This is a genomic window from Amycolatopsis sp. NPDC023774, from assembly GCF_040639695.1.
In the GTDB taxonomy this organism is placed as follows: domain Bacteria; phylum Actinomycetota; class Actinomycetes; order Mycobacteriales; family Pseudonocardiaceae; genus Amycolatopsis.
The window spans coordinates 46,748-72,404 of record NZ_JBFAAJ010000005.1; the positions used below are offsets into that span (position 1 = coordinate 46,748).

Genomic DNA, 25,657 nt, shown 5'->3' on the forward strand with positions numbered 1-25,657 from the left:
ATTTCTGTGCCTGCCTGACGAAGGAGCTAGCCGGTGACAGACATTCAGCGAGTCGGTGTGGTCGGTGCCGGCCAGATGGGCTCGGGCATCGCCGAGGTGCACGCCAAGTCGGGTTTCGACGTGGTGATCACCGAGGTCAGCCGGCCGGCCCTCGACGCAGGCAAGGCGCGCATCGAGAAGTCGCTGCAGCGGGGCGTGAAGAACGGCAAGCTGTCGGCCGAGGACGCCTCCGCGGCGTTGGGGCGTTTACGCTTCACCACGGACCTGGCCGACCTCGCCGACCGTGACCTCGTGATCGAGGCGATCCTCGAGCAGGAGCAGGCCAAGGTCGACGTCTTCGCCCAGCTCGACAAGCTCGTCTCCCGCCCCGACGCGATCTTCGCGTCGAACACGTCGTCCATCCCCATCGTCAAGATCGCCATGGCCACGAGCCGCCCGCAGCAGGTCGTGGGCATCCACTTCTTCAACCCCGTGCCGGTGCTGCCGCTGGTGGAGCTGGTCCCGTCGCTCCTCACGGGCGACGACACGGCCCGCCGCGCCGAGGAGCACGCCGGGGCGCTGGGCAAGACGGTGATCCGCGCCCAGGACCGCGCCGGCTTCATCGTCAACTCGCTGCTGGTGCCCTACCTCCTCTCGGCGATCCGCATGGTCGAGTCCGGCTTCGCCACCGCCGAGGACATCGACCGCGGCATGGAGCTCGGGACGGCCCACCCGATGGGCCCGCTGCGCCTGTCGGACCTCATCGGCCTCGACACGGTGAAGGCCATCGCGGACTCGATGTACGACGAGTTCAAGGAGCCCCTCTACGCGGCCCCGCCGCTGCTGCTGCGCATGGTCGACGCCGGGCTGATGGGCAAGAAGTCCGGGAGGGGCTTTTACCCGTACTGATCGTCGATCGCTCGCGGTGGCGATTGGCGCGTCTACCGGCCGGCCACTTACCACCTGGGGCTTCGACCGGTCCTTTCGAGCCGCCACCACGGCGCGAACGGACCGCTCGGACCCGCACGCAACCGCGGCAGCGGTCCCCTTGGCCCAGGCTCGCGACGGCCTCGCCGGGTCAGCCAGCACGCCGCCGGAAGGCCCCTCGGTCGGCCGTAACCGCGGCGAACGGGTCCGCCACACCGCCGGCGGCCACGCGAATCCTCAAGACGATCGCGGGGCGCGCAGCGAGCGGCGCGCCCCGCCGTCAGCGCAATGCGATTGTTCACGCCGCTGCCACGACAACTTCGCCGGTCAGGGCTTGAACGCTGTTCGCCGAGCCGCGCGGCGCAGGATCGTGAGGATGGCCGGGCCCAGGACCAGGATCGCGACGAGGTTGGTGATCGCGCGGCCCGAGTCCCAGCCGAGGGTGGACGTGAGCACGGTGAAGACGAGGAACCGGTGCAGGTTGGCCCCCAACGGCGCACCTGGCACGAAGTCGACAGCCGACGTGCCCGCGAGGAACGGCCAGGTGAACATGCTCATGGCTAGCCCGTAGAAGTACGCGGCCACCACGCCGTAGGCGCCGAGCAGCGCGATCTCCCAAGGGCCCCGGACGCCCCGCGGCAGCAGGCCAGCACCCAGACCGACCAGCGAAGACGCGAGCATCTGGAACGGCAGCCACGGGCCGACGCCGCCCGTGAGCAGCGCGGAGGCGAAGAGCGAGGTCGCGCCCAGCACGAAGCCGAAGCCCGGGCCGAAGACGCGCCCGGCGAGCACGAGCAGGAAAAACACCAGCTCGATGCCGCCCGTGCCGGCACCGAGCGGCCGCAGGGCCGCGTCGACGGCGGACAGGACGCCGAGCAGGGCCAGGGCCTTCGCGTCGAGGCCGCCGCTGGAGAGCTCGGCGAGCACGATCAGGATCAGCACCGGCAGCGTCGCCATGAAGATGAACGGCGCGTCGGCGATGTGACCCGACGGTGGCGTGGACACGAAGAGCGGCCAGCAGAACATCGCCAGGCCGAGGACCACGGCGACCACGAGCACCGCCGCAGTTCTGAGCCGGATCCGGACGGCCGGGCCCAGGAAGTCCGTCACTTCAACGCCTGCTCGACCTCGGCGACCGTCAGCCATTCCTGCGGCGCCAGGACCTTTGCCACCTGCGGCGCGAAAGCCGGGGATGACACGACGACGTCGGCAGTCGGGCCGTCCGCCACCACCTCGCCTTCGGCCAGCACCACCACTCGGTGAGCGACCACCGCGACGAACTCGACGTCGTGCGTGGCCAGCAGCACCGCGACGCCCGAAGAAGCCAGCGAAGCAAGCACCGAGGCGAAGTGCCGCTTCGCCGGGTAGTCCAGGCCGCGCGTCGGCTCGTCGAGCAGGACGACGGGCGGCGCGGCGGTCAGCTGCACGGCCAGCACGAGCGCGAGCCGCTGTCCTTCGGAGAGGTCACGAGGGTTCGCGTCCGGGGAGACACCCGGAACCAGCCGGTCCAGCAGTGCCCCGGCGGTGCCCACAGCGGCGCCCGATTCGGTGTCGGCCTGCCGGCACTCGGCGGCCACGGAGTCGAGGTACAGCAGGTCGGACGGGGTCTGCGGCACCAGGCCGACGCGCGACCGCGCCACCCGCGGCCGCACCGCAGCCGGGTCCGCGCCGAGCACGTCGACGGTCCCGCCGGAGGGCGGCCCGCTGCCCTGCAATGCCCACAGCAGCGAAGACTTGCCGGACCCGTTGCGCCCCATCAGCGCGACAACCTCGCCCCGGCCCAGCCGCAAGTCCACCCCGCGCACGGCCACGACGCCCCCGTAGCGCACCTGCACCCCCCGCGCGGTGAGCACGTCCTCCTCCGGAGGCACGCCGGCCGCAGGGGGACGGGTCACCGACGAGAGCCGTTCCCTCAACGGTCCGGCCCGCCGCCGTGCGTCCCGCACCGAGAGCGGCAGCGGCGACCAGCCCGCGAACCGGCCGAGCTCCACGATCGGCGGCGCGACGTCGGCGTCCGCGAACACCTCCGCCGGTGGTCCGGACCGCACCGAACCGTCGCCCGGCAAGTAGAGCAGCAGGTCGGCGTACTGTGCCACGCGCTCCATCCGGTGCTCCGCGACGACGACCGTGGTGCCGAGGTCGTGCACCAGCCGCGTGATCGCGGCCAGCACCTCCTCGGCGGCGGTCGGGTCGAGCGCTGACGTCGGTTCGTCCAGCACGAGCACACGCGGGTGCGCCGTGAGCACGGACCCGATCGCCACGCGCTGCTGCTGCCCGCCCGAGAGTGTCCGAAGTGGACGGTCGCGCAGCTCGGCGATGCCCAGTAGGTCGAGCGTCTCCTCCACACGCTTGCGCATCACGTCGGGCGCCACGGCCAGCTGCTCCATCGCGTACGCGAGCTCCTCCTCGACGGTGTCCGTGACGAACCCGGCGAGCGGGTCCTGCCCCACGACACCGACGACGGACGCCAGCTCACGCGGCGGATGCGTCGCCGTGTCCAGACCGTCGACGAGCACGCGCCCGGCCAGCGTCCCGCCGGTGAAGTGCGGCACGAGCCCGTTGATGGCCCCGAGAAAAGTCGACTTGCCAACCCCGGTGCGCCCGGCCACCAGGCACAGCTCGCCTTCCCCCACCACGAGGTCGACGCCGCGCAGCACGGGCGCGGAAGCTCCGTCATAGGTGACGGTGACCTGCGAGAACTCGATCACCGCGCCACCTCCGCGACGGGCCGCGGCCGCGGCGCGAGCCACGCCGGCAGCACCGCGATCAACACGGCCAGTGCCGGCAGCAAGGGCAACGTCGGCCAGCTCGGCGGGCTCACCGACGTCACCAGCTGCGCCGGCGGGCAAGCCAGCAGCAGCCCCGCCGACGCGACCCCGCACAGCACCACCAACGTCTCCGGCAGCCGCCACGGGTCGGGCCGGTACGTGCTCCGCTGGATCCGCCGCCCGCCCAGCACGAACCCGGCGGACGCCACGACCAGCCCGGCCACCAGCATCGGCACACCGAGCCAGCTCGACGACCCATCGAGCACCCCGTACACCCCGACCGCGACCCCGAACAGCCCGGCCAGCACGCAGGCCGCGATCAGCACCCGCACGCGCGGCGTGAGGTACCCGCGCCGGCCGTAGCCGCGCGAGTCCATCGCCGCCGCCAGCAGGAGCGAGCGGTCCAGCGCGTCCGCCAGCACCGGCACGAACACCCCCTTCACGAAGCTCAGCCCCCGGCCGCGCGCCGCCCGCAGCCGTCGTGCGCGCCGCACCCGCTGCACGCTCTCCACCAGTTGCGGCGCCACCGAAAGCGCCACCGTGACGGCCGTGCTCACCTCGGCCAACGCGCCCGGCACGGCCTTGAGCAGGCGTTTCGGGTTGGCGAGCGCGTTGGCGGCGCCGACGCAGAGCACGATCGTGGCCAGCCGCAGCCCGTCGTAGAAGCCACCGAGCAGCTCCTCGGCCGAGGTCGGCCCCAGCAGCTCGATCCCGGCGGCCGCGGCGGGCAACGGGATCGTCGGCAGCGTGAAGAGCACGTGGCCGCCGTCCTCGCCGCCGATGAGGATGCGAAACAGCACGCGCGACACCACGATCACGCCCGCGACCAGTGCGTACCCGCGAAAAGCCAGCGCCCACGGCGCGTCCCCGCGACGGTTCACGACCACGAACCCGGCCACGGCGATCACCAGCGCGAGCAGCAGCGGGTTGGTGGTGCGGCCGGCGGCGACGGCGAGCGCGAGCGCCCACACCCACCACGCACCCGGGTGCAGAGCCCGCGCGTTACCGGGCAGCACGCCCGCGCCGCAGCCCGACGACCACGCCCGCGACGACGAGCACCGCGATCACGACGAGCCCGATCACCAGGCTCCACGGGAAGCCGCTGCCGCCGGAATCCGTCGACGCGGCCGCGGGAACAGGCGCGTTGGCCTTCCGCACCGGCGCCACCCGCGGCGACGGGTAGTCCTGGAACGACTTGTTGTGCGCAAACGACCAGCCCTCGAAACTCCCGGCCGGCGGCTTCCAGCCCTGCACACCGACCTGGCTCGAAGCCCACTTGCCGCCGTCGGTAGCCGTCCAGAAGCTCCACGACGCGCTCTCCGGCGGCATCCCCGAACACGACTGGTCGGCCGGTTTGCCCTCGATCTTGCAGATCAGCGCCAAGCCGTACTTGCCGACGCCCGCAATGTCGAGCCCGGCGTTCTGCATCGCCGCCACGCCGTCGGCCTGCGGCCCGGGCGCGCAACGGATCAGGGTGTCGCCACCGAGGTCCTGGAAGTCGACGACCACGGTCACGCCGTTGCCGTCCGGGCAGTAGCCCGCGGTGCCCTTCCCGGGCACGGTCGCGGTGGCGGGACTCGCGCCGGACAGACCGGCGGTGATCAGGAGCGTCGCCACGGCAAGCATCCGGACTGAAAAGACAGGGAGCCGGGCAGGGAACAACCGCATCGTTGATGAACCTCGCATCGAGTCGGACCACGGCGGGCGATCCGGCTCACGGCCGCGCGGGCGGCCGCTCACGGTTGCGGGTCAGCGCCGGATTCCCACCGGCTTCCCCCGATCGTGGTGTACAGCGGACCGACGTTAACCCACCGGAGGTAGCCGCCGGAAGCGGCGCTGGACACACCTACACTTCCGGGCGTGGACGTCGGACAGCTGCGCATCGGCCTCGTCGGAACCGGTCCCTGGGCGGCCACGGTGCACGCGCCTGGCCTGGCCGAGCACCCCGGCACCGAGCTCACCGCCGTGTGGGCGCGTCGCGTCACCAGCGCCCGTCCGCTGGCCGAGGCCCACGGCGCCGTCGGCACCGACGACCTCGACGAGCTGTTCTCACTGGTCGACGCCCTCGCGTTCGCGGTGCCGCCCGCCGCGCAGGCGGAGATCGCGACGCGCGCGGCCGAGTCCGGCAAGCACCTGATCCTCGAGAAGCCCATCGCCGCCGACCTGGCGAGCGCACAGCGGCTGGCCGACGCCGTGGACAACGCCGGCGTCGCGTCGCTCGTGATGCTCACGCTGCGGTTCTCCCAGCAGACGCGCGAGTGGCTCGACGGTCTCGCTGCCTCGGGTGGCTGGCGCGGCGGTGGCGCGCGCTGGCTGTCGGGCGCGCTGCTCGGCGGGCAGTACTCGACCTCGGCCTGGCGCCTCGACGCGTCCGGCGGCGCGCTCGCCGACATCGGCCCACACGCGTTCGACCTGCTCGACGCCGCCCTCGGCCGCATCACCGACGTGCTCGCGGCCCACCGCGGCCCCGACGACCTGTGGCAGCTGATGTTCGCCCACGAGGGTGGCGCCACGAGCACGGCGACTCTCTCGCTGCGGCTGCCGGTTCAGCCGACCGTCGTCGAGGTCGCGGTCTACGGCGAGCACGGCTACCGGACACTCGGCCGCAAACCAGGCACCGCCGGGGAGTCCTACACGGCCCTGCTGGACGACTTCGCGGCCATGGTCGCGAGTGGCACGACCACGCACCCGTGCGACGTCCACCGCGGCCTGCACCTGTCCGCGCTCATCGAGGAGGCGCGCGAGCTCGCCGGGTAGTACACAGGCTCGAATCCTCGTTTTCCGTTGTGGAACAAGGCTTTGCACCAAGTCGGCGAAATCCTTCCACAGGGTTGTCCACAGCATCCACTATGGACGGTCCGCGCCTCGACCGAACCACGGGAAGCCGTTTCGCGCCACCGGAAAGATCACCGAATAGTGCGGCCCGCTGAGCATGCCGACTCGAACCGGCAATGCGAAGGTTGATCTTGGGAGGGTCGGAAGAAGCAGTTCAGAGGGGTTCGAGAAGGGAAGCGCATGGGTGCCTTGCTGCGCGCTTTCTGGGGGATCATCCCGATCACGGCCATCGCGTTGCCGTACGCGCTGCTCTGCTGGCCTTTGCTCGCCGCGCGGAGGCGGCGAAGAAGCAGCGGCGTCAGCGTGGGCCACGCGTCGGCGACCGCGGCCGTCGACGTGACGGCGGTGACGATCGGCGCACTCGTGCTCTGCCTGGTCATCATGCCCGTCGGCGCCGCTTCGGGGAGCACCCTCGACCTCGTGCCCGGCGCCGACCTCTCCGCCGCGCTGTCCGACGACGGCTCCCTCTGGCAGGTCGTCGGCAACGTGCTCCTCCTGTGCCCGCTGGGCGCGCTCGCGCCGCTGCGCCTGCGCCGGCTGCGTTCGCTCAGCCGGATCGCGCTCACCGCCCTGACCGCGTCCGTGCTGGTGGAGGCCACGCAGTTCCTCATCCACAGCGGCCGTGTGACCTCGACCGACGACGTGCTGCTCAACACCATCGGCGCCACGCTCGGCGCCGCACTGACCCGCCGCGGCTGGCGCTGCTTCGACGTGGTGCCCGCGGTCGCGATCCCGCAGCAGGTGCGGCGGACCGTCTGCAACGCACCCGTCCGCCTGCGGGTACCGCGTTCGGTGTGGGACACGCGCTACGCCGGGATCGGCCACCCGGAACGGCGGTGAAACCAAATCGGTTGCCCGTGCTGGGACACTGCAAGCTCTCGGATCTTCGGACGAAGGAACGCCTATGTTTGCCGCCGCTGCTCGCGACGGCCGAGGTCAGGCCTGACGCGAGCCCGTCAGCCGTCCTTCCCACGCCCTGCCCTCCCTGGCAGCGCGCGTGGGTCTCCTTCGACCCCGAAAGGGATCACCCAGCATGTCCGCCCTTCAGGCGTATGTCCGTGCCACCGCGCCCCGAGGCCGTGACGTCGAACGGATCGGCCCGTTCCTCGCGACCTTCTCCCGCACCAGTGACCACCCGATGCTCAACTACGCGATCCCCGACGACTGCGCCGCGCCGTCACCCGCGCAGATCACCGCGCTGACCGAGGCCTACGCGGTTCGCGGCCTGCAGCCCCGGCTGGAGTTCTTCACCGAAGCCGCGCCCGACCTGGAGAACCTCCTCGTGACGCAGGGGTACTCGATCGAGCGGCGCGTCCCGCTCATGACGTGCACCCCGGCCGACTTCGTGGACCGCCCGGCACCCGCCGGGATCGTGCTCCGTGTTCCGGAGACGGACGCCGACCTGCGCCGCCTGCGTTCGGCGCAGAACGTGGCCTTCGGCGCGTCTCCCGCCGTGTCCGATGCGGAGCTGGCGAGCACACGCTCGTTCGGCGACCGCGCCGTGCGCGCCGAGGACACCGCGACCAGCGCGGTGATCGGCGGCGGGTTCGCGCTGGACATCGTGGACGGCGCTGCCGAGATCGCCGGCATCGCCGTCGCCGAGGCGTACCGCCACCGCGGAATCGCTTCGGCGATCACGGCGTACCTCACCCGCCTGATCCACGAGCGAGGCGGCCCCACAGCCTTCCTCACCCCGGGCGACCTGGGTATCGCCACGGTCTACCGCCGCGTCGGCTACCAGCCGGCGGGCGAGTGCGTGCACCTGTCGGTGAGCTAGTCGTCGAACCGGCCGCCGCGGCCGCGTTTCACGTCGCTGCGGCGTTTCTTGGCAGCCAGGCGGCGTTCCTTCGAACCCCGGGAGGGTTTGGTGGGACGCCGCTTGGCCGGCGGCGGCGCGGCAGCCTTGAGCAGCAGGTCGGCGAGGCGTTCGCGGGCGGCGTCGCGGTTCTGCAGCTGCGAACGCTGCTCACTGGCGGCGATGGTGATCACACCGTCGACGAGACGACCCGCCAGCCGCGCCACGATCCGCTCGCGCAACGACTCCGGGATCACCGCCGACCGCGCGACGTCGAACGAGAGCTCCACGCGCGAGTCGGTGGTGTTCACGCCCTGCCCGCCCGGTCCGGACGACCGGGAGAAGCGTTCACTCAACTCGGCCGCCGGGATCACGAACCGGGAGCCGACCACCACGTCCTCTGCCACGTCGTCCAGTCTCCCAGCCGCGACAACCGCGTTTCTAGAACCGCGGGTGGTCGCCCGAGAGCACGGCGCGCGGACCGTCGGGGTCGTCGGCCGGCTGCACGTCGCCGAGGATCCACGCCGGCACGTGGCGCGCCGTCAGCACGGCCAGCGCCCGGTCGACGTCCTCGGCCGACACGATCGCGACCATGCCGACGCCCATGTTGAACGTCTTCTCCAGCTCGGCTCGCTCGACCTTGCCGCGCTGCCCGATCAGCGCGAACACCGACGCCGGCGTCCACGTGCCGCGCTCCAGCCGCGCGACGAGGCCCCGCGGCATCACGCGCGCGAGGTTGGCCTCGAGGCCACCGCCGGTGATGTGCGCGAACGTGCGCACCTCGGTCTCGGCGGCCAGCGCCAGGCAGTCCTTGGCGTAGATCTTGGTGGGCTCCAGCAGCTCTTCGCCGAGCGTGCGGCCGAACTCCTCGACGTGCCCGTCGAGCGGCATGCGCGCGATGTCGAGCAGCACGTGGCGGGCCAGCGAGTAGCCGTTCGAGTGCAGGCCCGAGGAGCCCATGGCCAGCACGACGTCGCCGGGCCGCACCTTCTCCGGGGTGAGCAGCGCGGACGCCTCGACCACGCCGACGCCGGTGGCCGAGATGTCGTAGTCGTGCTCGCCCATCAGGCCCGGGTGCTCGGCCGTCTCGCCGCCGAGCAGGGCACAGCCGGCCTGCACGCAGCCCTCGGCAATGCCGCCGACCAGAGCCGCGATCTTCTCCGGGACGACCTTGCCCACGGCGATGTAGTCCTGCAGGAACAGCGGCTCGGCGCCGGTCACGACCAGGTCGTCGACGACCATGGCCACCAGGTCGATGCCCAAGGTGTCGTGCTTGTCCAGCGCCTGCGCGACCGCGATCTTGGTGCCCACGCCGTCGGTGGACGACGCGAGCACCGGCTCCTTCCACTTGTCTAGTTTCAGGGAGAAGAGCCCGGCGAACCCGCCGACGCCACCGCGCACCTCGGGGCGGGTGGCGCGCTCGGCGTGGGGCTTGAGCAGCTCGACGGCCTGGTCACCGGCTTCGATGCTGACGCCGGCGGCTGCGTACGTGGCGCTCGTGGACTCGCTCACGGAAGCGGACTCCCTACTGGACAACTCGGACTAGGGACGCCGGACGGCGTCTTCGGCACCGTACCCGGCCGGGCTGACCGGAGTCGCTTTGCCATTGACCGAATCCATGCTTTCCAGCAGGTGCTTGCCGATCAACGCGTCGTCGGGCAGGTCGATGGGGTATTCGCCGGAGAAGCACGCGGTGCACAGGCGCGACTTCGGCTGCTCCGAGGCCGCGACCAGGCCGTCGAGCGAAATGTAGCCCAGCGAATCGGCTCCGATCGAGCGGCGGATGCCGTCGAGGTCGACGCCGTTGGCCACGAGCTCGGCGCGCGAGGCGAAGTCGATGCCGTAGAAACACGGCCAGCGCACGGGCGGCGAAGCGATCCGCACGTGGACCTCGAGCGCGCCGGCCTCGCGCAGCATGCGCACTAGTGCGCGCTGGGTGTTGCCACGCACGATCGAGTCGTCGACCACGACGAGGCGCTTGCCGCGGATCACGTCGCGCAACGGGTTGAGCTTCAGCCGGATGCCCAGCTGGCGGATCGTCTGCGACGGCTGGATGAACGTGCGCCCGACGTAGGCGTTTTTCACCAGGCCCGTGCCGTACGGGATGCCCGAGCCCTGCGCGTAGCCGATCGCGGCCGGCGTGCCGGACTCCGGCACGGGCATGACCAGGTCGGCGTCGGCCGGGTGCTCGCCGGCGAGCCGGCGGCCGATCTCGACGCGGGTGGCGTGCACGCTGCGGCCGGCGATCGTGGTGTCGGGACGGGCGAGGTAGACGTACTCGAACACACAGCCCTTGGGCTCCGGGTTCGCGAAGCGCGACGAGCGCAGGCCTTCCGCGTCGATGGCGATGAGCTCGCCCGGCTCGACCTCGCGCACGAACGACGCGCCGCAGATGTCGAGTGCGGCCGTCTCGCTCGCCACGACCCAGCCGCGCTCCAGGCGGCCGAGCACCAGCGGGTGCACGCCATGGGGGTCGCGGGCGGCGTAGAGGGTGTTCTCGTCGGCGAAGACGAGGCAGAACGCACCCTTCAGCGTCGGCAGCAGCTCCATGGCCGCGGCCTCGATGCCCTTGTCGGCCGCGTTGGCGGCGAGCAGGCCGCAGACGAGGTCGGAGTCGCTCGACGAGCCGGTGAGGCCCGCGTGCGGCTTGAGGCCTGCGGCCATCGTGCGGTCGCGCAGCTCGGCGGTGTTGACGAGGTTGCCGTTGTGCGCGAAGGACAGGCCGCTGCCGGTGGCCGTAGTGCGGAAGATCGGCTGCGCGTTCTCCCAGATCGTGGCGCCGGTCGTGGAGTAGCGGCAGTGCCCGACGGCGATGTGGCCCTGCAGAGACTGCAGCACCTGCTCGTCGAACACCTGGCTGACCAGGCCGAGATCCTTGAAGACCACGATCTGCGAGCCGTCGGAGACCGAGATGCCGGCCGCCTCCTGCCCGCGGTGCTGCAGCGCGTACAGGCCGTAGTAGGTCAGCTTGGCGACCTCTTCCCCGGGAGCCCAGACGCCGAAGACGCCACACTCCTCGCGGGGTTCTGGTTCGGGCTGGTCAGGACTGGCGGAGGGGTCGGAAACCACCGAGGTGCTCCCAGGAAGACGTGGGCGGGCCAACTCCAAGTGTAAGGGGTGTTAAGGCGGGTCACGCCGTGCGCGACGTGGTTCTCCCCACTTCACGGACTTGCCCGCAAGAGCAGGTCTCGGTTGTGGATCTTCATTCCCTGCCCCGAACGTGAACCAGGCCCCGCGCGACGTGGCTGTCCACGTCGCACGGGGCCTGAAGACCAAGGGTGTTTCAGCGGGCCGCGAGCCACTTCGAAGTGCCGCCGCGCCCGGGCACCCAGCACCCCTTGGCGGGGGCGAGCGCGTTGGCTTCCTCATCGGGGAGCGCGAGCACTTCGGTCAGTACCTCGGCGACTTCACCGCGGCGGCGCCACAGCCACTTCTCGGGCTCGAAGACGTTGTCCTCCGTGCCCGGCACGCGCGTGGCGATCGCGTCGTCCTCGGCGTTGAGCCGGACGACGTCGACCACGTTGTCGTGGACCCGGACGCCGACCACGGCTTCGAACTCGCCGTTCGCGTCCGTCTGGTGCACGAACTGGTAGCCGCGGCCGATGAGCTCCTGGAGACCGTCCTCGACGGTCTCCAGCGCGTCAGCCGAGGACATCGTCGAACTCGCCGTCCTTCGCGCCGGCGAGGAACGCGGCCATCTCCGCGCGGGTGTACACGAGCGCCGGGCCGGTCGGGAAGCGGGAGTTGCGCATCGCGATCTCGCCGGAATCCAGCGGAGCGACCTCCACACAGTTGCCCACAGCGCCGCTGTAGCTCGCCTTGCGCCACTGGGCGCTGGTCAGACGGTCGGCCGGAATGCCGTTCTCGAACCGCTCAGCCATGATCCCCACCTTCCGGGACGGTGAAAAGCTCAGGAATCTGCACGTGCATCTACCTGTGACTGGGACGCTAGCACGCGCTCATGCAGCGGTAAATGCACGTGCAGAAGTTTTTGCAAGTTTCTCACTGCGTGACGACAAACTTCAGTAGAAAGTCCCGGTCGGGCGATTACATCACCACTCGAAGGGGTGAAAAACCACGCTGCGTGGCTGTTCAGGTCAAAAAAGTCGCGCTGAGCGAATGCCCGACGAACCGGCAATTTCAGCGGGTCAACAGTCGCGACGCTGTGTGAGCGCCGAGATTTTTCAGCGCGACCGGTTCGCGCCCGTGCGGGAACCTCGACGCCGCGAGAGGGTGACACGGCGCCGGCACACCCGCAGCGAGATCAGAACCGTCAGGGACTCCCGGAGCGGCAGCCGGCGCTCGCCGCACGGGCACAGCTTCGGTCGGACTCGCCACAGTCCGCGGCGCCACTTGAGCTCTGTCGCGCGCGAGCACTGCATGTCGGCGCGATGCGGGAAGAACTGGACAGACGAGCACGGCCGCCACGACGAAGCACTCGGCACAACGCCAACGCGTCCGGGGACCGCTCAGGCAGACCACGGATCAGTGCGGCTCAGATCTCCGCGCGCCGCTTCGCCAGGCGGGCCCGGCTGCGCTCCGGGGTCTCCGCGTCTACGGCCAGCAGGTCGAGCGCGCGGCCGTACTTTTCGATCTCTTCGCGCTTGTCGAGGTAGTGGGCGCCCGTGAGGTACTCGACGTAGGCGATGTTCGGCAGTTCCGTCTCGGCGAAGCGCAGGAGCGCGAAGGCGTGCTCGGCCGAGAGGCCGCTGCGGCAGTACGGGAGGACCTGCACCGACACGTGCGGCAGCGTGGTGACCTCGAGCAGGTACTCGAGCTGCTGCTTCAACACCTTCGGCCCGCCGATCGGCCGGTAGAGCACCGACTCGTCGAGGACCGCCCACACGCGGGGCGCGTCGGGCCTGGCCAGCAACTTCTGGCGGCGCATGCGCAGGGCCACGAGCTGGTCGACCTTCTCGTCGGCCATCTCGGGACGGCCGTGGCTGAAGATCGCGCGGGCGTAGGGCTCGATCTGCAGCAGGCCGGAGACGAACAGCGGTTCCCAGATCTGGATGCGCGAGGCGGCTTCTTCGAGGCCGACGAGGTCGGTGAACCAGCCGGGCACGGTATCGCCGAACTTGCGCCACCAGCCGGCCTCGTTCGACTGCTTGACCATGTCGAGGAAGGCACGGCGCTCTTCGTCGTCGGCGACGCCGTACATGGTGAGCAGATCGGCGACGTCGCGTTCCTTGAAGCCGACGCGGCCGAGTTCGAGGCGGGAGATCTTGGACTCGGACCCACGGATGTTGTAGCCCGCTTGCTGACGCGTGATCCCAGCTTCCTCACGCAGCCTGCGCAGCTGCGAGCCGAGGATCATCCGGCGCGCAGTCGGGCCGAGACTCTGCTCGCCACCGGACGCGTTCACCGCGTTCATGACCGGGACCTTCCGTACGCCGCTCGTTCACCTGGGGGATTCCAGCCCGACTACCCAAAGTACACGTACAGAGCCAACCCGTATAGCACGGCTCGGCACGCGTCGGGTTTGTCGCCCAAATTCTACGGAGAGTCGGCGCCGAACGACACAGTCAGGTGAGTAATCACCAGTCAAGGCCCCGGGTGGTCAGAGCCGGACCACGGGCAGCCAATGTGAAAGGTCGGCCCGGGAGCCCGAAGCCGTCACGCGCGCCGCGTCGAGGGCACTGGGCCAATCGAGAAGGCCCGTCGCCAGTTCGAGCCACGTGCGGGGGTCGGTTTCGATCACGTTCGGTGGCGTACCCCGGGTGTGGCGCGGACCCTCGACGCACTGCACGGCGGCAAACGGCGGCACGCGCACTTCGACGCTGCGCCCGGGCGCGTCGGCGGCAAGGGCCTTGAGGCTCAGCCGCACCGCGGCGGCCAGCTCGGACCGCGCCGGATCAGGCCCGTCACCTCGCAACCAGCTCGAAACGGCCAGCACCGCCGTCCGTAACTCAGCGGGATCGACCGAACGCGAAGAGGCCATGGCCCAACAGTAGAGTGACGTCGGACCAACATTCAGCACCCGGCACCGAGGGACGGCGATGGCGCAGCGGGACGAGGCAGATCGGATGGTTTCCCCGACCACCCCCGCGGGGCGCCGCGGCAAACCGGCGGGCAAGCCCGCCACCGCCGGGCGGCACGGCCGGCGCGGACCGCAGGGCAAACCCGAGATCAGCCCCGAGATGCGGGCCAACGCGCGCGCCAACCCCAACAGCTGGCTCTACGTCATCGACGAGGCGTTCGACCCGGGCGGCCCGGTGCCGTCGTGGGCCGTCGTGGGTGCATACCCGGTGAACGCTTCGGGCGACGTCGTCGAGGACTTCCACCCCAACGACCGCTACCGGCCCTCGCCGAAGGCCCTCGGCTACCCCGAGCCCGGCACGGAGCTCGAACGGCTGTTGCAGCTCGTGCGCACCGAGCACCGCCCAGCCCACGACCTGCCGAAGGTCATCCTCGACTCGACGCTGTTCGTCTACGCCATGTCTCCCGTGCAGCGCACGGTCATCGGCTTCCACAACACCGACGGCCGCGTGATGGTCCCCGCCTACACCGCCAAGTCGCTTGTGCCGCGCGAGTGGCCGCACGCGCGCGCCGTGCTGGGGCGCGACATCGTCGGCCTGCTCGCCGGGCACCCGGTGGCCATCAACCCGCACGACGTCATCACCGCCGTCGTGCCGGCCGAGCACCTGCTGAAGGCACTGGCCGAAGAACGGCGCTGACCGGCTTTCGACTGAGTCTTTTCGACTGAGTCTTCCGAAATGGCCCGCTGTCCACACCGGACAGCGGGCTTTTCGTATCCCCGACCCGTCACCCTCACGGATCCCGACCCCGCCCCGACCTGCGGCACTCACTCCATCGAGTGATCACCGAGTCGCCGGAACGGCGGCTTGCGGGCATCGTTTGCCTTCGTAGGAGTACACGCGTCCGGTTGGGAGCCCAGGGTGAAGCGTCGTAATCCGCTGCTGCGCCGGAGCGCCACCGTGTGGAGCGCCGCGGTCGTCTCCGGGCTCGCTCTGTGCACCCCGGCCACGGCCGCGCCGAGCTACGAAGGCGCCGACGACCACTACGCCGGCTCGCAGATCGAGAAGTACGAGGGCGTCGCCGGCGTGCCGAACGTCGAGTACACCGCGAGCGACCAGGTCCTCGGGCACGACGTGAGCGGGCACCAGGGCGCGGTGGACTGGACCGCCGCCGCGAAGGCCGGCGCGAAGTTCGTCTACGTGAAGGCCACCGAGGGCACGGGTTTCGTCAACCCGCAGTTCGCCCAGCAGTACAACGGTTCGTACCAGGCCGGGATCATCCGCGGTTCGTACCACTTCGCGCGCCCCGACGTGTCCGACGGTGCGACGCAGGCCAGCTACTTCCTCGCCCACGGCGGCGGCTGGTCCGCCGACGGCAAAACGCTGCCGGGTGCGCTCGACGCAGAGTACAACCCCTACGGCGAGACCTGTTACGGCAAGGATCCCGCCGGCATGATCGCGTGGATCCGGTCCTTCTCGGACACCTATCGCGCGCGAACCGGGCGACTGCCCACGATCTACACGTCCACGAGCTGGTGGAAACGCTGCACCGGCAACAGCCCCGCCCTCGGCGCGAATCCACTGTGGCTCGCGCGCTACAACACGCAGATCGGCGAGCTGCCGGCCGGCTGGCGCAGCCAGGCGATCTGGCAGTTCGCCGACACGGGTTCGCTGCCGGGAGACCAGAACTGGCTCAACGGTCCCCTCACGAGCCTCCGCGCTCTGGCAACCGGGTGAACATTCGTTACGACGCCGGGAATTAGTAGTCATCTACCGCTGAAAATCACCCACGCGAACTTTTAACTTCATGGATCTTGATGACAAATCGAGGGACGTCATCAAGAATCTCCCCCGGGCGGCTACCTGCAATAGCCGCCCTCAGCGAGGGTATCTGTGAAGGGATTCAACGATGTCCACTTCCCGAAGAGGCCGGCGGGCGACCCTGCTCTCCGTCCTGGCCATCCCCGCCGTGGCGCTCCTGTTCGGCTCCACGGCCCAGGCAACGGCCGCTCTCTACAACCCGGACCAATCGGCCAGTGAGATCACTGCGATAAACGCCGACATCCAGGCGCACAACCACGAACTGGGGTCCCAAATCCGCCGAGTGGAGGGCGATTCCTCAACTCCGAAGTCCAAAGTCGCCGCCCAGCAGCCGCAGCCCGCGGCCGCCATCCCGAACCAGGTTCTGGCCACCGTGCCGGGCATGGACGTCGCCAGCTACCAGGGCAACGTCGACTGGGCGAGCTGGTGGAACCAGGGCAAGCGGTTCGTCTGGACCAAGGCGACGGAAAGCACGAGCTACACCAACCCGTATTTCGCCCAGCAGTACAACGGTTCGTACAACCAGGGCTTCATCCGTGGTGCGTACCACTTCGCCACACCGAACACCTCCAGCGGCGCGGCGCAGGCGACCTACTTCGTCGCCCACGGCGGCGGGTGGTCCAAGGACGGCAAGACCCTGCCGGGCGCGCTCGACATGGAGTACAACCCCTACGGCGCCACCTGTTACGGCCTGAGCCAGGCCGCGATGGGCGCGTGGATCCGCGACTTCCACGACACCTACCACGCCAAGACCGGCCGCTGGCCCGTCATCTACACCTCGGCGAGCTGGTGGAACCAGTGCGTGGGCGCGTCGCAGAACTTCTCGTCCACTGTGCCGCTCTGGGTCGCGCGATACGCGTCGTCGGCCGGCGCTCTGCCGAGCGGCTGGGGCTACTACACCGTCTGGCAGTACACCTCGAGCCCGCTCGACCAGGACACCTTCAACGGTGCCCTCGACCGGGTCCAGGCTCTGGCCAACGGCTGATCCACTCCTGAGTCACTGCTGAGGCTCCCGGCCGCCCCTGCCTGCAGGGCGGCCGGGAGCTTCGTTCTCGTCACGTCTTTTGTGCACCGGCTCCCGACCTTGCAGAATGCACCTCACGTGGGGAGGAACCACCGGCGCCCGCCGGTCGTCAGACCACGGCGCGAAACGGTGCACCAGGAAGGGCGGAACCGGAGATGACCTACCCACCGCAGCCAGGGCAGGGCGGCCAGCCGGACCCCTACGGCCAAGGCTGGCAGCAACCCGGCACCGGCGGGGTTCCCCAGCAGCCGGGGTGGGATCCGAACGCGCAACAGCAGCCGGGCCGGCAGCCCGGGGGGGACCCCCACGCGCAGCAGGGCGGCCAACAGCAGGGCTGGGACCCGAACCCGCAGCAGCAGTACCCCGGGCAGCAGCCGTACGGCCAGCCCTACCAGCAGCAATACCCCGGCACCCAGCAATATCCGCAGCAGGGCTGGGACCCGAACCAGCCCTACGGCGGCGGGTACGGCGGTGGGCCCCAGCCGCCGAAGAACAACAAGACCGGGCTGTGGATCGGCATCGCCGTGGCCGTGGTGGTCGTGGTGGCGCTGGGCATCACCGGCTTGGTCGCCCCCGGCTTCTTCCTGAGCAAGGACCCGGGGTCCACGGCACAGACGCAGAACCCGGTGCCGCCGCCCGCGCAGTCGTCGCGGCCGCAGCTGCCCACCGGCGAACCGTCGGAGCCGGGCCTGCCGACCGACGAGACCGACCTCCCCGGCACCGGCGGTGGCGGCAGCTCGCCGGCCGAGGGCAAGCAGGCCGTGGACGCGTTCGTGGCGAAGATCAACGCCAAGGACGGCGCCGGCGCCACCGCGATGACGTGCCAGGGCAGTGAGGCGTTCTCCAAGGACAGCATCGATGAGACCACCACCGGCACCCCGCAGCTCAAGGTCGAGAGCTACAACGGCACCGCGACCGTCACCGCCAACCTCGACGGCAGCCTGTCCGGAAAGGACGCCAACGGCTCGGTGATCGCCACCAGCGTCGGTGGCAACTGGTGCATCGGGTTCTTCTTCGTCATCGCCTTCTGACCGGTGCGGTCCCCACTGCTGTGGACGTTCGTCGCGTCCGTGCTGCTGCTGTGCGGGGTCGGGGGCTGGCTGCTCACCGACCCCGCCACCAGCCGCAGTGATGCCCTCAAGACCGGCGGTCTGGCCGGCGGTGCGGTCGTGGCGCTCTACGCGCTGTGGCTCAACGACCGGCGCCGCCGCGTCGAGGAAGCACGCCAGGAGATCGAGCGCCAGCGCCATGACCTGGAAATGCGCCGGGCCGAACAGGACCGAGAACGCGTGTCCGACGAGCGGTTCGCCAAGTCGGTCGAGCTGCTCGGGCACGAGGCCGACCAGGTGCGCGTGGGTGCGCTGCACGCGTTGGCGGGTCTGGCGCGCAGCCGGCCAACCTATACACAAACCGTGCTCGACGTGCTGTGCGCTTATCTGCGGCGGCCGTTCGAGCACGCGCGGTACGGGGGTTCGCCGGACGACGACAAGCGCGACACCGACCGGGAGCTGCAGGTCCGCCTGACCGCGCAGCGGCTCGTCGCCGAGCTGCTGCCGTGGGCGTCCGAGGCGGACGCTCCGAGCTACGACCTCGACCTCACCGGCGCCGTGCTGGAATACCTCGACCTGTCCCGCCGCAAGATCGGCCGCCTGCTGCTGCGTTACGCGTCGCTGCACAGCAGCACGAACCTCAGCGGCTGCCTGATCACGGACCGCGCGTACTTCACCGCCGCCGGCACCGGCAACGGCCGCCTGATCGGCAACTTCCGTTGCCGCGGCGCTAAATTCCTGGACTACGCGTGGTTCAGCGGCACGGTGTTCGCCGAGAACGCCGACTTCACCGAGACCACCTTCGCCGGGCGCACGGCGTTCAAGGACGCCGTGTTCACCAAGGACGCCCTCTTCACCGACGCTTCGTTCGACGACTCACTAGACCTGCGGCGGGCTTCGTTCGGCGGCCACGCGGACCTGCGCTTCGCGCGCGCACCCGAGCACCTGTCGCTCTACAACACGAAGGTGACGTCCACCAAGGACAACCAGATCCCCGATGGGTGGCTGATCGAACCGCTCGACGACGGGGTCGCGCGCCTCACCGTGGCGGCGGGCTGACCGCCTCGATCGCGGCGTCGAGCAGATCCCTCAAGGGCTTCTTGCCCGCCACGCGCGTCACCCGTAGCCCGCGAAGTGCAAACAGGACAGTGCAGCCAAGCCCAGCGCGTCGGCCACGGACTCGGCACCACCCAGGCGTGTGGCCGGCACCGCACTTCCTGCCACTGCAAATGCGTGCGCAGCAATGCCGTGTGCAACGCGGGGGGCTCGGCCGGCACCCTCGCCCGAGGCAGACCGGCCATCTCCTGCGACTCCACGCACACTCGCCCCCCTTGCGGCGGCCGCGATCTGGTCCACGGTCGTGCCCGCGAAGCCCTGCCCGGTGAACAGGTCCATCGCCTTCGCGGCGATCTGCGCGGTGACCGCCGTGCAAGCGAAAGGGCCGCTCCCCGGTGTCCGGGAAGCGGCCCTCTCGGCGATCAAGACCTTCAGTCGAACAACGCCGGCAGCGTCTTCTCCCAGGTCTCGCGCAGCTCGTCGAGCGAGAACTCCGTGATGCCCTGGAGCTCGAGAGTGCCGGAGTCCGGGTCGACGACGCCGGTCTTGCGCCACGGCAGGCCGCGGGCGGTGCACATTTCCGTGAACCGCAGCTCCTCCGTGCGCGGCACAGCCACGAGCACGCGGCCCGAGGACTCGGAGAACAGCTGCACGAAGGGGTCCTGGTCGCGGTCGAGGAACACGCGCGCGCCGCACTGTCCGATGAGGACGGTCTCGACGAGGGCCTGCGCGAGACCGCCGTCGGCGAGGTCGTGGGCGGCGGAGATCATGCCGTCGCGCGAGCCGGCCACGAGGATCTCGCCCAGGAGCTTCTCGCGGGCGAGGTCGACCCGGGGGGGCACGCCGCCGAGGTGGCCGTGGAGCTCACGGGCCCAGGCGGAGCCGTCGAGCTCGTCGTGGGTGTCGCCGAGCAGCAGCAGCGTCTCGCCTGCCTCCGCGCCGATGCCGGTGGGGATGCGGCGGGTGACGTCGTCGATCACGCCGAGCACGGCGATGACAGGCGTCGGCAGGATGGCCGTGTCTCCGGTCTGGTTGAAGAAGCTCACGTTGCCGCCGGTCACCGGGATGCCCAGTTCCACGCACGCGTCGGCCAGCCCGTGCACGGCCTGCTCGAACTGCCACATCACGGCCGGGTCGGTCGGGGCGCCGAAGTTCAGGCAGTCGGACACCGCGACCGGCGTCGCGCCACCCGTGGCGACGTTGCGGTAGGCCTCGGCGAGCGCGAGCTGCGCGCCGCGGTACGGGTCGAGGTACACGAACTTCGCGTTGCAGTCGGTGGACACCGACACCCCGCGGCCGCTTTCCTCGTCGATCCGGATCATGCCGGAGTCCGACGGCTGCGCGAGCACCGAGTTGCCGCGCACGTAGCGGTCGTACTGCGCCGTGACCCATTCCTTCGACGCCTGGTTGGGCGAGGAGATGAGCTTGAGCAGGTCGGCCCGCAGCTCTTCGGGGGTCGACGGGCGCTTGAGCGAGGCCGACGTGTCGGCGATCAGCGCGTCCTGGCTCGCCGGGCGCTGGATCGGACGGTCGTAGACGGGGCCCTGGTGGGCGACGGTGTGGGCCGGGACGTCGACCACGACCTCGTCGTGCCAGGTGATCACGAGGTTGTCGCCGTCGGTGACCTCACCGATGTCGGTGGCGATCACGTCCCACTTGGCGCACACGGCCATGAACGCCTCGACGTTCTCGGGCGCGACGACCGCGCACATGCGCTCCTGCGACTCGCTCGAGAGCACCTCGGCCGGCGTCATGCCGGTGGCGCGCAGCGGCACGCGGTCGAGGTAGACGTGCATGCCGCCGTCACCCGCGGCCGCGAGCTCAGACGTCGCGCAGGACAGCCCGGCGCCGCCGAGGTCCTGGATGCCGACGACGAGCTTCTCCTTGAACAGGTCGAGGCAGCACTCGATGAGTACCTTCTCGGTGAACGGGTCGCCCACCTGCACGCTCGGCAGCTTGCGGCGGCCGGCCGCGGTCTCGTCACCGGAGAACGTGTCGCTCGCCAGCACGGACACGCCGCCGATGCCGTCGAGGCCGGTGCGCGCGCCGAACAGGATGATCTTGTTGCCCGTGCCCGAGGCGAAGGCGAGGTGCAGGTCCTCGACGCGCATCGCGCCCACGCACAGGGCGTTGACCAGCGGGTTGCCGCTGTAGGACGGGTCGAATACCAGCTCGCCGCCGATGTTCGGCAGGCCGAGGCAGTTGCCGTAGCCGCCAACGCCGGCGACCACGCCGGGCAGCACGCGCTTGGTGTCGGGGGCGTCCGCCGGGCCGAAGCGCAGCGCGTCGGCCACCGCGAGCGGGCGCGCGCCCATGGCCATGATGTCGCGGACGATGCCGCCGACGCCCGTCGCCGCGCCCTGGTAAGGCTCCACATAGGACGGGTGGTTGTGGCTTTCGACCTTGAAGGTGACCGCCCAGCCGTCGCCGATGTCGACCACGCCGGCGTTCTCGCCGATGCCCGCGAGCATCTTGGCCTTCATCTCGTCGGTGGCCGTCTCGCCGAAGTAGCGCAGGTGCTTCTTCGACGACTTGTACGAGCAGTGCTCGCTCCACATCACCGAGTACATCGCGAGCTCGGCGTCGGTGGGCCGGCGGCCGAGAATCTCGCGGATCCGGGCGTACTCGTCTTCGGCGAGGCCGAGTTCGACGTACGGCTGCTTGGTCTCGGGGGTCTCAGCGGCCCGCGCGGTGGTGTCAACGGTGCTGGTCACGGTGTCCGTGTCAGGGTTCGCCACACCCTCAAGACTACGTGTCGGCCGGGTCACACCCGCAGGTGGCCGGACCGTTCGCCCTCCGATAAATCAGTCGCGCGGCGCGTGTGAACCGGCTTACCGTCGACAATCGTGCTCTCCGCCACATATCCCTTCGCTTCGCCTCGGCTGCCCGCACGGCCGACCGCCGGCCGCTACCTGCTCGCGGTGCTGCGTTCGCGCCCGTGGCTGGTGGTGACGGCCGCGTTCACGGGCGCCTGCTGGTCTCTGCCCAGCGCGCTGCTGCCGCTGGTGATCGGCCGCGGCATCGACGCGATCGCGGCGGGCGACACCGGCGCGATCTGGCGCTGGGCGCTGGTGGCCGCCGGCCTGGGCGTGCTCCAGGCGGGCTTCGGCACGTGGCTGCACTTCACGTCGTACGGCATGTGGATCCACGGCGCAGGCACGACCCAGCGCCTGGTCACCACACACACCACGCGCCTCGGCGCGACCCTGCGCGAGGCGACGACGACCGGCAACGTCGTGGCGGTGACGTCGTCGGACATCAACTGGATCGGCAACACCTACGAGGTGCTCGGCCGGACCGTGGGTTCGATCGTGGCGTTCGTGGTGATCGGCATCGCGATGCTGGGCTCGTCGCCGCTGCTGGGCGTGGTCGCGCTGGTCGGCGTGCCACTGGCGGTGCTCGGGATCGGGCCGCTGCTGAAGCCGTTGCAGAAGCGCAAGACGGTGCAGCGCGAGAACCTCAGCGACGTCAACGCGCTGGGCGCCGACATCGTGTCCGGCCTGCGGATCCTGCGTGGCATCGGGGGCGAGCGGCGGTTCCTGAAGCGGTTCCACGACGCGAGCCAGCTGGTGCGCCACTCGGGCGTGGAGGTCGGGCGCGCCGAGGCGTGGCTGGCCGCGGCGGCGATCGTGCTGCCGGGCCTGGTCACCGTGGCGATCACGTGGCTGGGCGCGCGGCTCGCGCTGGACGGCACGATCGGTGTGGGCGAGCTGGTGGCGTTCTACGGGGTCTCGGCGTTCCTGGTGGTGCCGGTGGACACGGCGACGGAGGCCGTGGGCGCGGTCAGCTCCGGGCTCGTGTCGGCGCGCAAGATCTGCGCCCTGCTGTCGCTGCGACCCCGGCTGGCCGAGCCGCCGTCGCCGGTGCCGCTGCCCGCCGGACCGCTGGATCTGGTGGACACGGCGACCGGCATCCACCTCGCGGCGGGCAAGCTCACCGTCGTCGACCTCGGGGCCGACGCGGAGGCGCTGGCGGACCGGCTGGCGCGGTTCACGGACGCGGCCGAGCCGGTGCTGGCCGGCGGCGTGCCCGTGGACCAGGTCGCGCTGGCGGAGCTGCGTTCTCGGGTCGTGTACGCACACAACCAGGACCTGTGGTTTTCGGGTGTGCTGCGTGAACAGCTGACGTCCGCGCTGCCGAGCGACGTGAGCGTGGAAGCGGCCCTGTACGCGGCCGACGCCGATGACATCATCGAGGCGCTGCCTCGCGGTGTCGACGAGCTGATCGGCGAGCGCGGGCGCGAGGTGTCGGGCGGCCAGCGGCAGCGGCTGAGCCTGGCGCGGGCGCTCGCGACGGATGCCGACGTGTTGCTGCTCGACGAGCCGACCTCGGCCGTCGACGCGCACACCGAGGCCAGGATCACCCAGCGCGTCGCGGACCTGCGGCGCGGGAAGACGACCGTGGTGTTCAGTCAGAGTCCACTATGGACTCATGTGGCCGACGAGGTCGTGAGTGGAAATGCGGTGACGGTGTGAAACGGCTCCCACTCGCGTCGGGTCGCGACGTGCGGCGCTGGGCGGCGCGCACGGCCGCCGAGCACTGGCGTGAGTTCTCGGTGATGCTCGGGCTGTTCTGCCTCGCGACGCTGATCGGGCTGGCCGGGCCGCAGCTGCTCGGCCTGCTCGTGCAGGGCGTCGTCGACGGCGGCAGCACGGTGCGCGTCGACCTGCTGGCCGTGGGTTTCGTGGTGGCGCTGCTGCTGCAGGCCTGGGCGAAGAAGGCCGCGCGCCTGCGCGGCCGGATGTTCGGCGAGCGCGTGCTGGCGCAGACGCGCGAGCGGTTCGTGGCCAATTCGCTGAGTCTGCCGCTCGGCACGGTCGAGGCCGCCGGCACCGGCGACCTGCTCAGCCGCGCGACGAGCGACATCAGCCGCCTCGACCACGCCGTGCGCTTCGCGGCGCCGGAGATCCTGATCGCGGTGGTGACGGTGCTGCTGACCACCGTCGCGATGATCGTCACCTCGCCGCTGCTGGCGCTGGCGCTGCTCGTGGCGCTACCGCTGCTGGTGCCCGTGAACATCTGGTACCAGCGCCGGATCCCCAAGCTGATGGCCTGGATGCTCGACCGCTGGGGCGACCTGCAGTCGGCCACGCACGAGACCGTGGAGGGCGCGCGGACCACGGAGGCGCTGAGCCTGACCGACCGCCGCATCTTGCTGGGTCGGGACGCCTTGGACGAGGCCGTGCTCGGCGAGCGCCGGATGCGGGCGCTGCAGCTGCGGTGGCTCCCGTCGCTGGAAATCAGCTACGTGCTGCCCATCGCCGCGTTGCTGGGCCTCGGGTTCTTCGCGTACGCGCAGGGCTGGGCCCAGCTCGGCACGATCACGACGATGCTGGCCTACGCGCAGGCCATGACGGCGCCGTTGAACGAGGCGCTGTTCTGGATGGAGGACCTGCAGGTGGCGCTGGCGGCGGCGCGGCGGATCCTGGGGGTGCAGCCTGCTCCGGCTCGTGCCGAGGTGACCACGGTGCCGGCCGGGCGCGACATCGAGGTGTGCGACGTCCACTTCGGGTACACGGCCGACCGCGACGTGCTGCACGGCATCGACCTGTCGGTGCCGCGGGGCGAGCGCTTGGCGATCGTCGGGCCTTCGGGTGCCGGCAAGTCGACTCTGGGCCGGTTGCTCGCCGGCATCTCGGCGCCGACGTCGGGCTCGATTCGCGTGGGTGGCACGGAGGTTTCCTCGCTGGCGGAGGATCTGCTGCGGGGCGAGGTGCTGCTGCTGACCCAGGAACACCACACGTTCTCGGGTTCGTTGCGCGAAAACCTGTCCCTGCCGGCTCGCCGTGACGGCGGGGATTGGACGGACGCGGAACTCCTGGCCGCGTTGACTTCGGCGGGCGCGGCGGAGTGGTTCGCTTCGCTGCCGGAGGGTTTGGACACGCGGCTGGGCTCCGGCGCGTACGCCGTCCCGGCGGCTCTGGCCCAGCAGCTGGCCCTGGCCCGGGTCGTCCTGGCCGACCCGCACACGCTGGTGCTGGACGAGGCGACTTCGTTGCTGGACACCGGTTCCGCGCGTGAACTGGAGCGTTCGTTGAACGCCGTGCTGGCGGGCCGCACGGTGATCGCCATCGCCCACCGCCTCCACACGGCCGCCGCCGCCGACCGCGTCGCCGTGGTGGAGGGCGGTCGGATCACGGAGCTGGGCTCGCACTCTGCACTGCTGGCGGCCGACGGACCATACGCACGGTTGGTGGCCGCGGCGACCTAACCGCGGGCACCGCGAGCTCGTGCTGGGTGCGTGGCGTTGCGGAGTGTACGAGAACGATCCGGCGGTGGTGGCCGGCAGCCGACCGCACTTCGAGCACGTCACCTTCGCCGTGCTCGGCCGCCGTGCTCGGCCGCCGTGCTCGGCCGCCGTGCTCGGCCGCCGTGCTCGGCCGCCGTGCTCGGCCGCCGTGCTCGGCCGCCGTGCTCGGCCGCCG

At 70.7% G+C, this 25,657-nt stretch carries 23 protein-coding genes and 1 riboswitch; of the genes, 11 read left to right on the forward strand and 12 right to left on the reverse strand.

Translation table 11 applies throughout. The annotated features are described in order from the left end of the window. Nucleotides 1-33 precede the first annotated feature (33 nt). Nucleotides 34-888: a 3-hydroxybutyryl-CoA dehydrogenase gene (locus AB0F91_RS14990; RefSeq protein ID WP_360597912.1), complete on the forward strand. Its 855-nt coding sequence runs from the start codon at nt 34-36 to the stop codon at nt 886-888. Nucleotides 889-1,233: 345 nt separating this feature from the next. On the opposite strand, the gene AB0F91_RS14995 is transcribed toward AB0F91_RS14990, so the two are convergent. Genes AB0F91_RS14995 through AB0F91_RS15010 form a run of 4 tightly spaced genes read right to left on the reverse strand, consistent with a single transcriptional unit; the run spans nt 1,234 to nt 5,300 of the window. Beyond that, nucleotides 1,234-2,016 carry an ECF transporter S component gene (locus tag AB0F91_RS14995; protein ID WP_360597914.1) on the reverse strand — a complete coding sequence of 261 codons (783 nt, stop codon included), beginning with the start codon at nt 2,014-2,016 and terminating at the stop codon, nt 1,234-1,236. Then, nucleotides 2,013-3,614 (reverse strand): ATP-binding cassette domain-containing protein, encoded by a 1,602-nt coding sequence (locus AB0F91_RS15000; protein ID WP_360597916.1) that lies wholly within the window; start codon nt 3,612-3,614, stop codon nt 2,013-2,015. The genes AB0F91_RS14995 and AB0F91_RS15000 overlap by 4 nt, the downstream gene beginning before the upstream one ends. Next, entirely contained in the window at nt 3,611-4,687 is a 1,077-nt protein-coding gene (locus AB0F91_RS15005; protein WP_360598291.1) for a CbiQ family ECF transporter T component, read from the reverse strand. Before AB0F91_RS15005 ends, AB0F91_RS15000 begins: the two co-directional genes overlap by 4 nt. Further along, the gene (locus AB0F91_RS15010; RefSeq protein WP_360597918.1) at nt 4,677-5,300 is read right to left on the reverse strand and encodes a hypothetical protein; all 624 of its coding nucleotides are present in this window, start codon (nt 5,298-5,300) and stop codon (nt 4,677-4,679) included. The genes AB0F91_RS15005 and AB0F91_RS15010 overlap by 11 nt, the downstream gene beginning before the upstream one ends. Before the next feature lie 55 nt (nt 5,301-5,355). Beyond that, a riboswitch (cobalamin riboswitch) is annotated at nt 5,356-5,491 on the reverse strand. Between the two features lie 43 nt (nt 5,492-5,534). Between AB0F91_RS15010 and AB0F91_RS15015 the strand changes: the two genes are divergently transcribed. The 3 genes from AB0F91_RS15015 to AB0F91_RS15025 all read left to right on the forward strand — a co-directional run bounded on the left by AB0F91_RS15015 (nt 5,535) and on the right by AB0F91_RS15025 (nt 8,286). Next, a complete protein-coding gene (locus AB0F91_RS15015) occupies nt 5,535-6,431 on the forward strand; it encodes a Gfo/Idh/MocA family oxidoreductase (RefSeq protein WP_360597919.1) in 897 nt (298 codons plus the stop codon). Between the two features lie 258 nt (nt 6,432-6,689). Continuing rightward, nucleotides 6,690-7,349, forward strand: coding sequence for a VanZ family protein (locus AB0F91_RS15020; RefSeq protein ID WP_360597921.1), 660 nt, complete (start codon nt 6,690-6,692; stop codon nt 7,347-7,349). A 193-nt stretch (nt 7,350-7,542) separates the two neighbouring features. Beyond that, the gene (locus AB0F91_RS15025) at nt 7,543-8,286 is read left to right on the forward strand and encodes a GNAT family N-acetyltransferase (protein ID WP_360597923.1); all 744 of its coding nucleotides are present in this window, start codon (nt 7,543-7,545) and stop codon (nt 8,284-8,286) included. On the opposite strand, the gene arfB is transcribed toward AB0F91_RS15025, so the two are convergent. The 7 genes from arfB to AB0F91_RS15060 form a co-directional block, all read right to left on the reverse strand. Further along, on the reverse strand, nt 8,283-8,711 hold the full coding sequence (gene arfB / locus AB0F91_RS15030) for an alternative ribosome rescue aminoacyl-tRNA hydrolase ArfB (RefSeq protein ID WP_360597925.1): 429 nt from the start codon (nt 8,709-8,711) through the stop codon (nt 8,283-8,285). The genes AB0F91_RS15025 and arfB overlap by 4 nt on opposite strands. A gap of 34 nt (nt 8,712-8,745) precedes the next feature. Then, nucleotides 8,746-9,816: a phosphoribosylformylglycinamidine cyclo-ligase gene (purM, locus tag AB0F91_RS15035; protein ID WP_360597927.1), complete on the reverse strand. Its 1,071-nt coding sequence runs from the start codon at nt 9,814-9,816 to the stop codon at nt 8,746-8,748. A 30-nt stretch (nt 9,817-9,846) separates the two neighbouring features. After that, nucleotides 9,847-11,373, reverse strand: a complete 1,527-nt coding sequence (purF, locus tag AB0F91_RS15040; RefSeq protein ID WP_360597929.1) for an amidophosphoribosyltransferase — start codon at nt 11,371-11,373, stop codon at nt 9,847-9,849. A gap of 214 nt (nt 11,374-11,587) precedes the next feature. Then, a complete protein-coding gene (locus AB0F91_RS15045) occupies nt 11,588-11,959 on the reverse strand; it encodes a hypothetical protein (RefSeq protein WP_360597931.1) in 372 nt (123 codons plus the stop codon). Then, nucleotides 11,946-12,185 (reverse strand): DUF397 domain-containing protein, encoded by a 240-nt coding sequence (locus tag AB0F91_RS15050; RefSeq protein WP_360597933.1) that lies wholly within the window; start codon nt 12,183-12,185, stop codon nt 11,946-11,948. The genes AB0F91_RS15045 and AB0F91_RS15050 overlap by 14 nt, the downstream gene beginning before the upstream one ends. 614 nt (nt 12,186-12,799) lie before the next feature. Next, entirely contained in the window at nt 12,800-13,678 is an 879-nt protein-coding gene (locus AB0F91_RS15055) for a helix-turn-helix transcriptional regulator (protein WP_360597934.1), read from the reverse strand. 186 nt (nt 13,679-13,864) lie between these two features. After that, entirely contained in the window at nt 13,865-14,245 is a 381-nt protein-coding gene (locus AB0F91_RS15060) for a sterol carrier family protein (protein ID WP_360597935.1), read from the reverse strand. Between the two features lie 58 nt (nt 14,246-14,303). On the opposite strand from AB0F91_RS15060, the gene AB0F91_RS15065 reads away from it, so the two are divergent. The 5 genes from AB0F91_RS15065 to AB0F91_RS15085 all read left to right on the forward strand — a co-directional run bounded on the left by AB0F91_RS15065 (nt 14,304) and on the right by AB0F91_RS15085 (nt 19,235). Then, nucleotides 14,304-14,981 (forward strand): type VII secretion system-associated protein, encoded by a 678-nt coding sequence (locus tag AB0F91_RS15065; protein ID WP_360597937.1) that lies wholly within the window; start codon nt 14,304-14,306, stop codon nt 14,979-14,981. 222 nt (nt 14,982-15,203) lie between these two features. Continuing rightward, nucleotides 15,204-16,019: a lysozyme gene (locus AB0F91_RS15070; RefSeq protein ID WP_360597938.1), complete on the forward strand. Its 816-nt coding sequence runs from the start codon at nt 15,204-15,206 to the stop codon at nt 16,017-16,019. 172 nt (nt 16,020-16,191) lie between these two features. After that, complete coding sequence (locus tag AB0F91_RS15075) at nt 16,192-17,088, forward strand: lysozyme (protein WP_360597940.1); 897 nt, start codon at nt 16,192-16,194, stop codon at nt 17,086-17,088. Nucleotides 17,089-17,282: 194 nt separating this feature from the next. Continuing rightward, a complete protein-coding gene (locus tag AB0F91_RS15080; protein WP_360597942.1) occupies nt 17,283-18,158 on the forward strand; it encodes a hypothetical protein in 876 nt (291 codons plus the stop codon). Nucleotides 18,159-18,161: 3 nt separating this feature from the next. Continuing rightward, on the forward strand, nt 18,162-19,235 hold the full coding sequence (locus AB0F91_RS15085; RefSeq protein ID WP_360597943.1) for a pentapeptide repeat-containing protein: 1,074 nt from the start codon (nt 18,162-18,164) through the stop codon (nt 19,233-19,235). 428 nt (nt 19,236-19,663) lie between these two features. Here the strand turns inward: AB0F91_RS15085 and purL are convergent, their stop codons facing one another. Then, complete coding sequence (gene purL / locus AB0F91_RS15090) at nt 19,664-21,946, reverse strand: phosphoribosylformylglycinamidine synthase subunit PurL (RefSeq protein WP_360597945.1); 2,283 nt, start codon at nt 21,944-21,946, stop codon at nt 19,664-19,666. 132 nt (nt 21,947-22,078) lie between these two features. On the opposite strand from purL, the gene AB0F91_RS15095 reads away from it, so the two are divergent. Then, nucleotides 22,079-23,707 carry an ABC transporter ATP-binding protein gene (locus AB0F91_RS15095; RefSeq protein ID WP_360597947.1) on the forward strand — a complete coding sequence of 543 codons (1,629 nt, stop codon included), beginning with the start codon at nt 22,079-22,081 and terminating at the stop codon, nt 23,705-23,707. Further along, the gene (locus AB0F91_RS15100) at nt 23,704-25,443 is read left to right on the forward strand and encodes an ABC transporter ATP-binding protein (protein ID WP_360597948.1); all 1,740 of its coding nucleotides are present in this window, start codon (nt 23,704-23,706) and stop codon (nt 25,441-25,443) included. Before AB0F91_RS15095 ends, AB0F91_RS15100 begins: the two co-directional genes overlap by 4 nt. Nucleotides 25,444-25,657 lie beyond the last annotated feature (214 nt).

Coding starts and splice junctions, on each gene's coding strand:
- AB0F91_RS15010 (WP_360597918.1), bottom strand. CDS start 5,300: ATGCTTGCCGTGGCGACGCTCCTGATCACCGCCGGTCTGTCCGGCGCG.
- AB0F91_RS15020 (WP_360597921.1), top strand. CDS start 6,690: ATGGGTGCCTTGCTGCGCGCTTTCTGGGGGATCATCCCGATCACGGCC.
- AB0F91_RS15025 (WP_360597923.1), top strand. CDS start 7,543: ATGTCCGCCCTTCAGGCGTATGTCCGTGCCACCGCGCCCCGAGGCCGT.
- AB0F91_RS15045 (WP_360597931.1), bottom strand. CDS start 11,959: ATGTCCTCGGCTGACGCGCTGGAGACCGTCGAGGACGGTCTCCAGGAG.
- AB0F91_RS15050 (WP_360597933.1), bottom strand. CDS start 12,185: ATGGCTGAGCGGTTCGAGAACGGCATTCCGGCCGACCGTCTGACCAGC.
- AB0F91_RS15055 (WP_360597934.1), bottom strand. CDS start 13,678: ATGAACGCGGTGAACGCGTCCGGTGGCGAGCAGAGTCTCGGCCCGACT.
- AB0F91_RS15060 (WP_360597935.1), bottom strand. CDS start 14,245: ATGGCCTCTTCGCGTTCGGTCGATCCCGCTGAGTTACGGACGGCGGTG.
- AB0F91_RS15065 (WP_360597937.1), top strand. CDS start 14,304: ATGGCGCAGCGGGACGAGGCAGATCGGATGGTTTCCCCGACCACCCCC.
- AB0F91_RS15075 (WP_360597940.1), top strand. CDS start 16,192: ATGTCCACTTCCCGAAGAGGCCGGCGGGCGACCCTGCTCTCCGTCCTG.
- AB0F91_RS15080 (WP_360597942.1), top strand. CDS start 17,283: ATGACCTACCCACCGCAGCCAGGGCAGGGCGGCCAGCCGGACCCCTAC.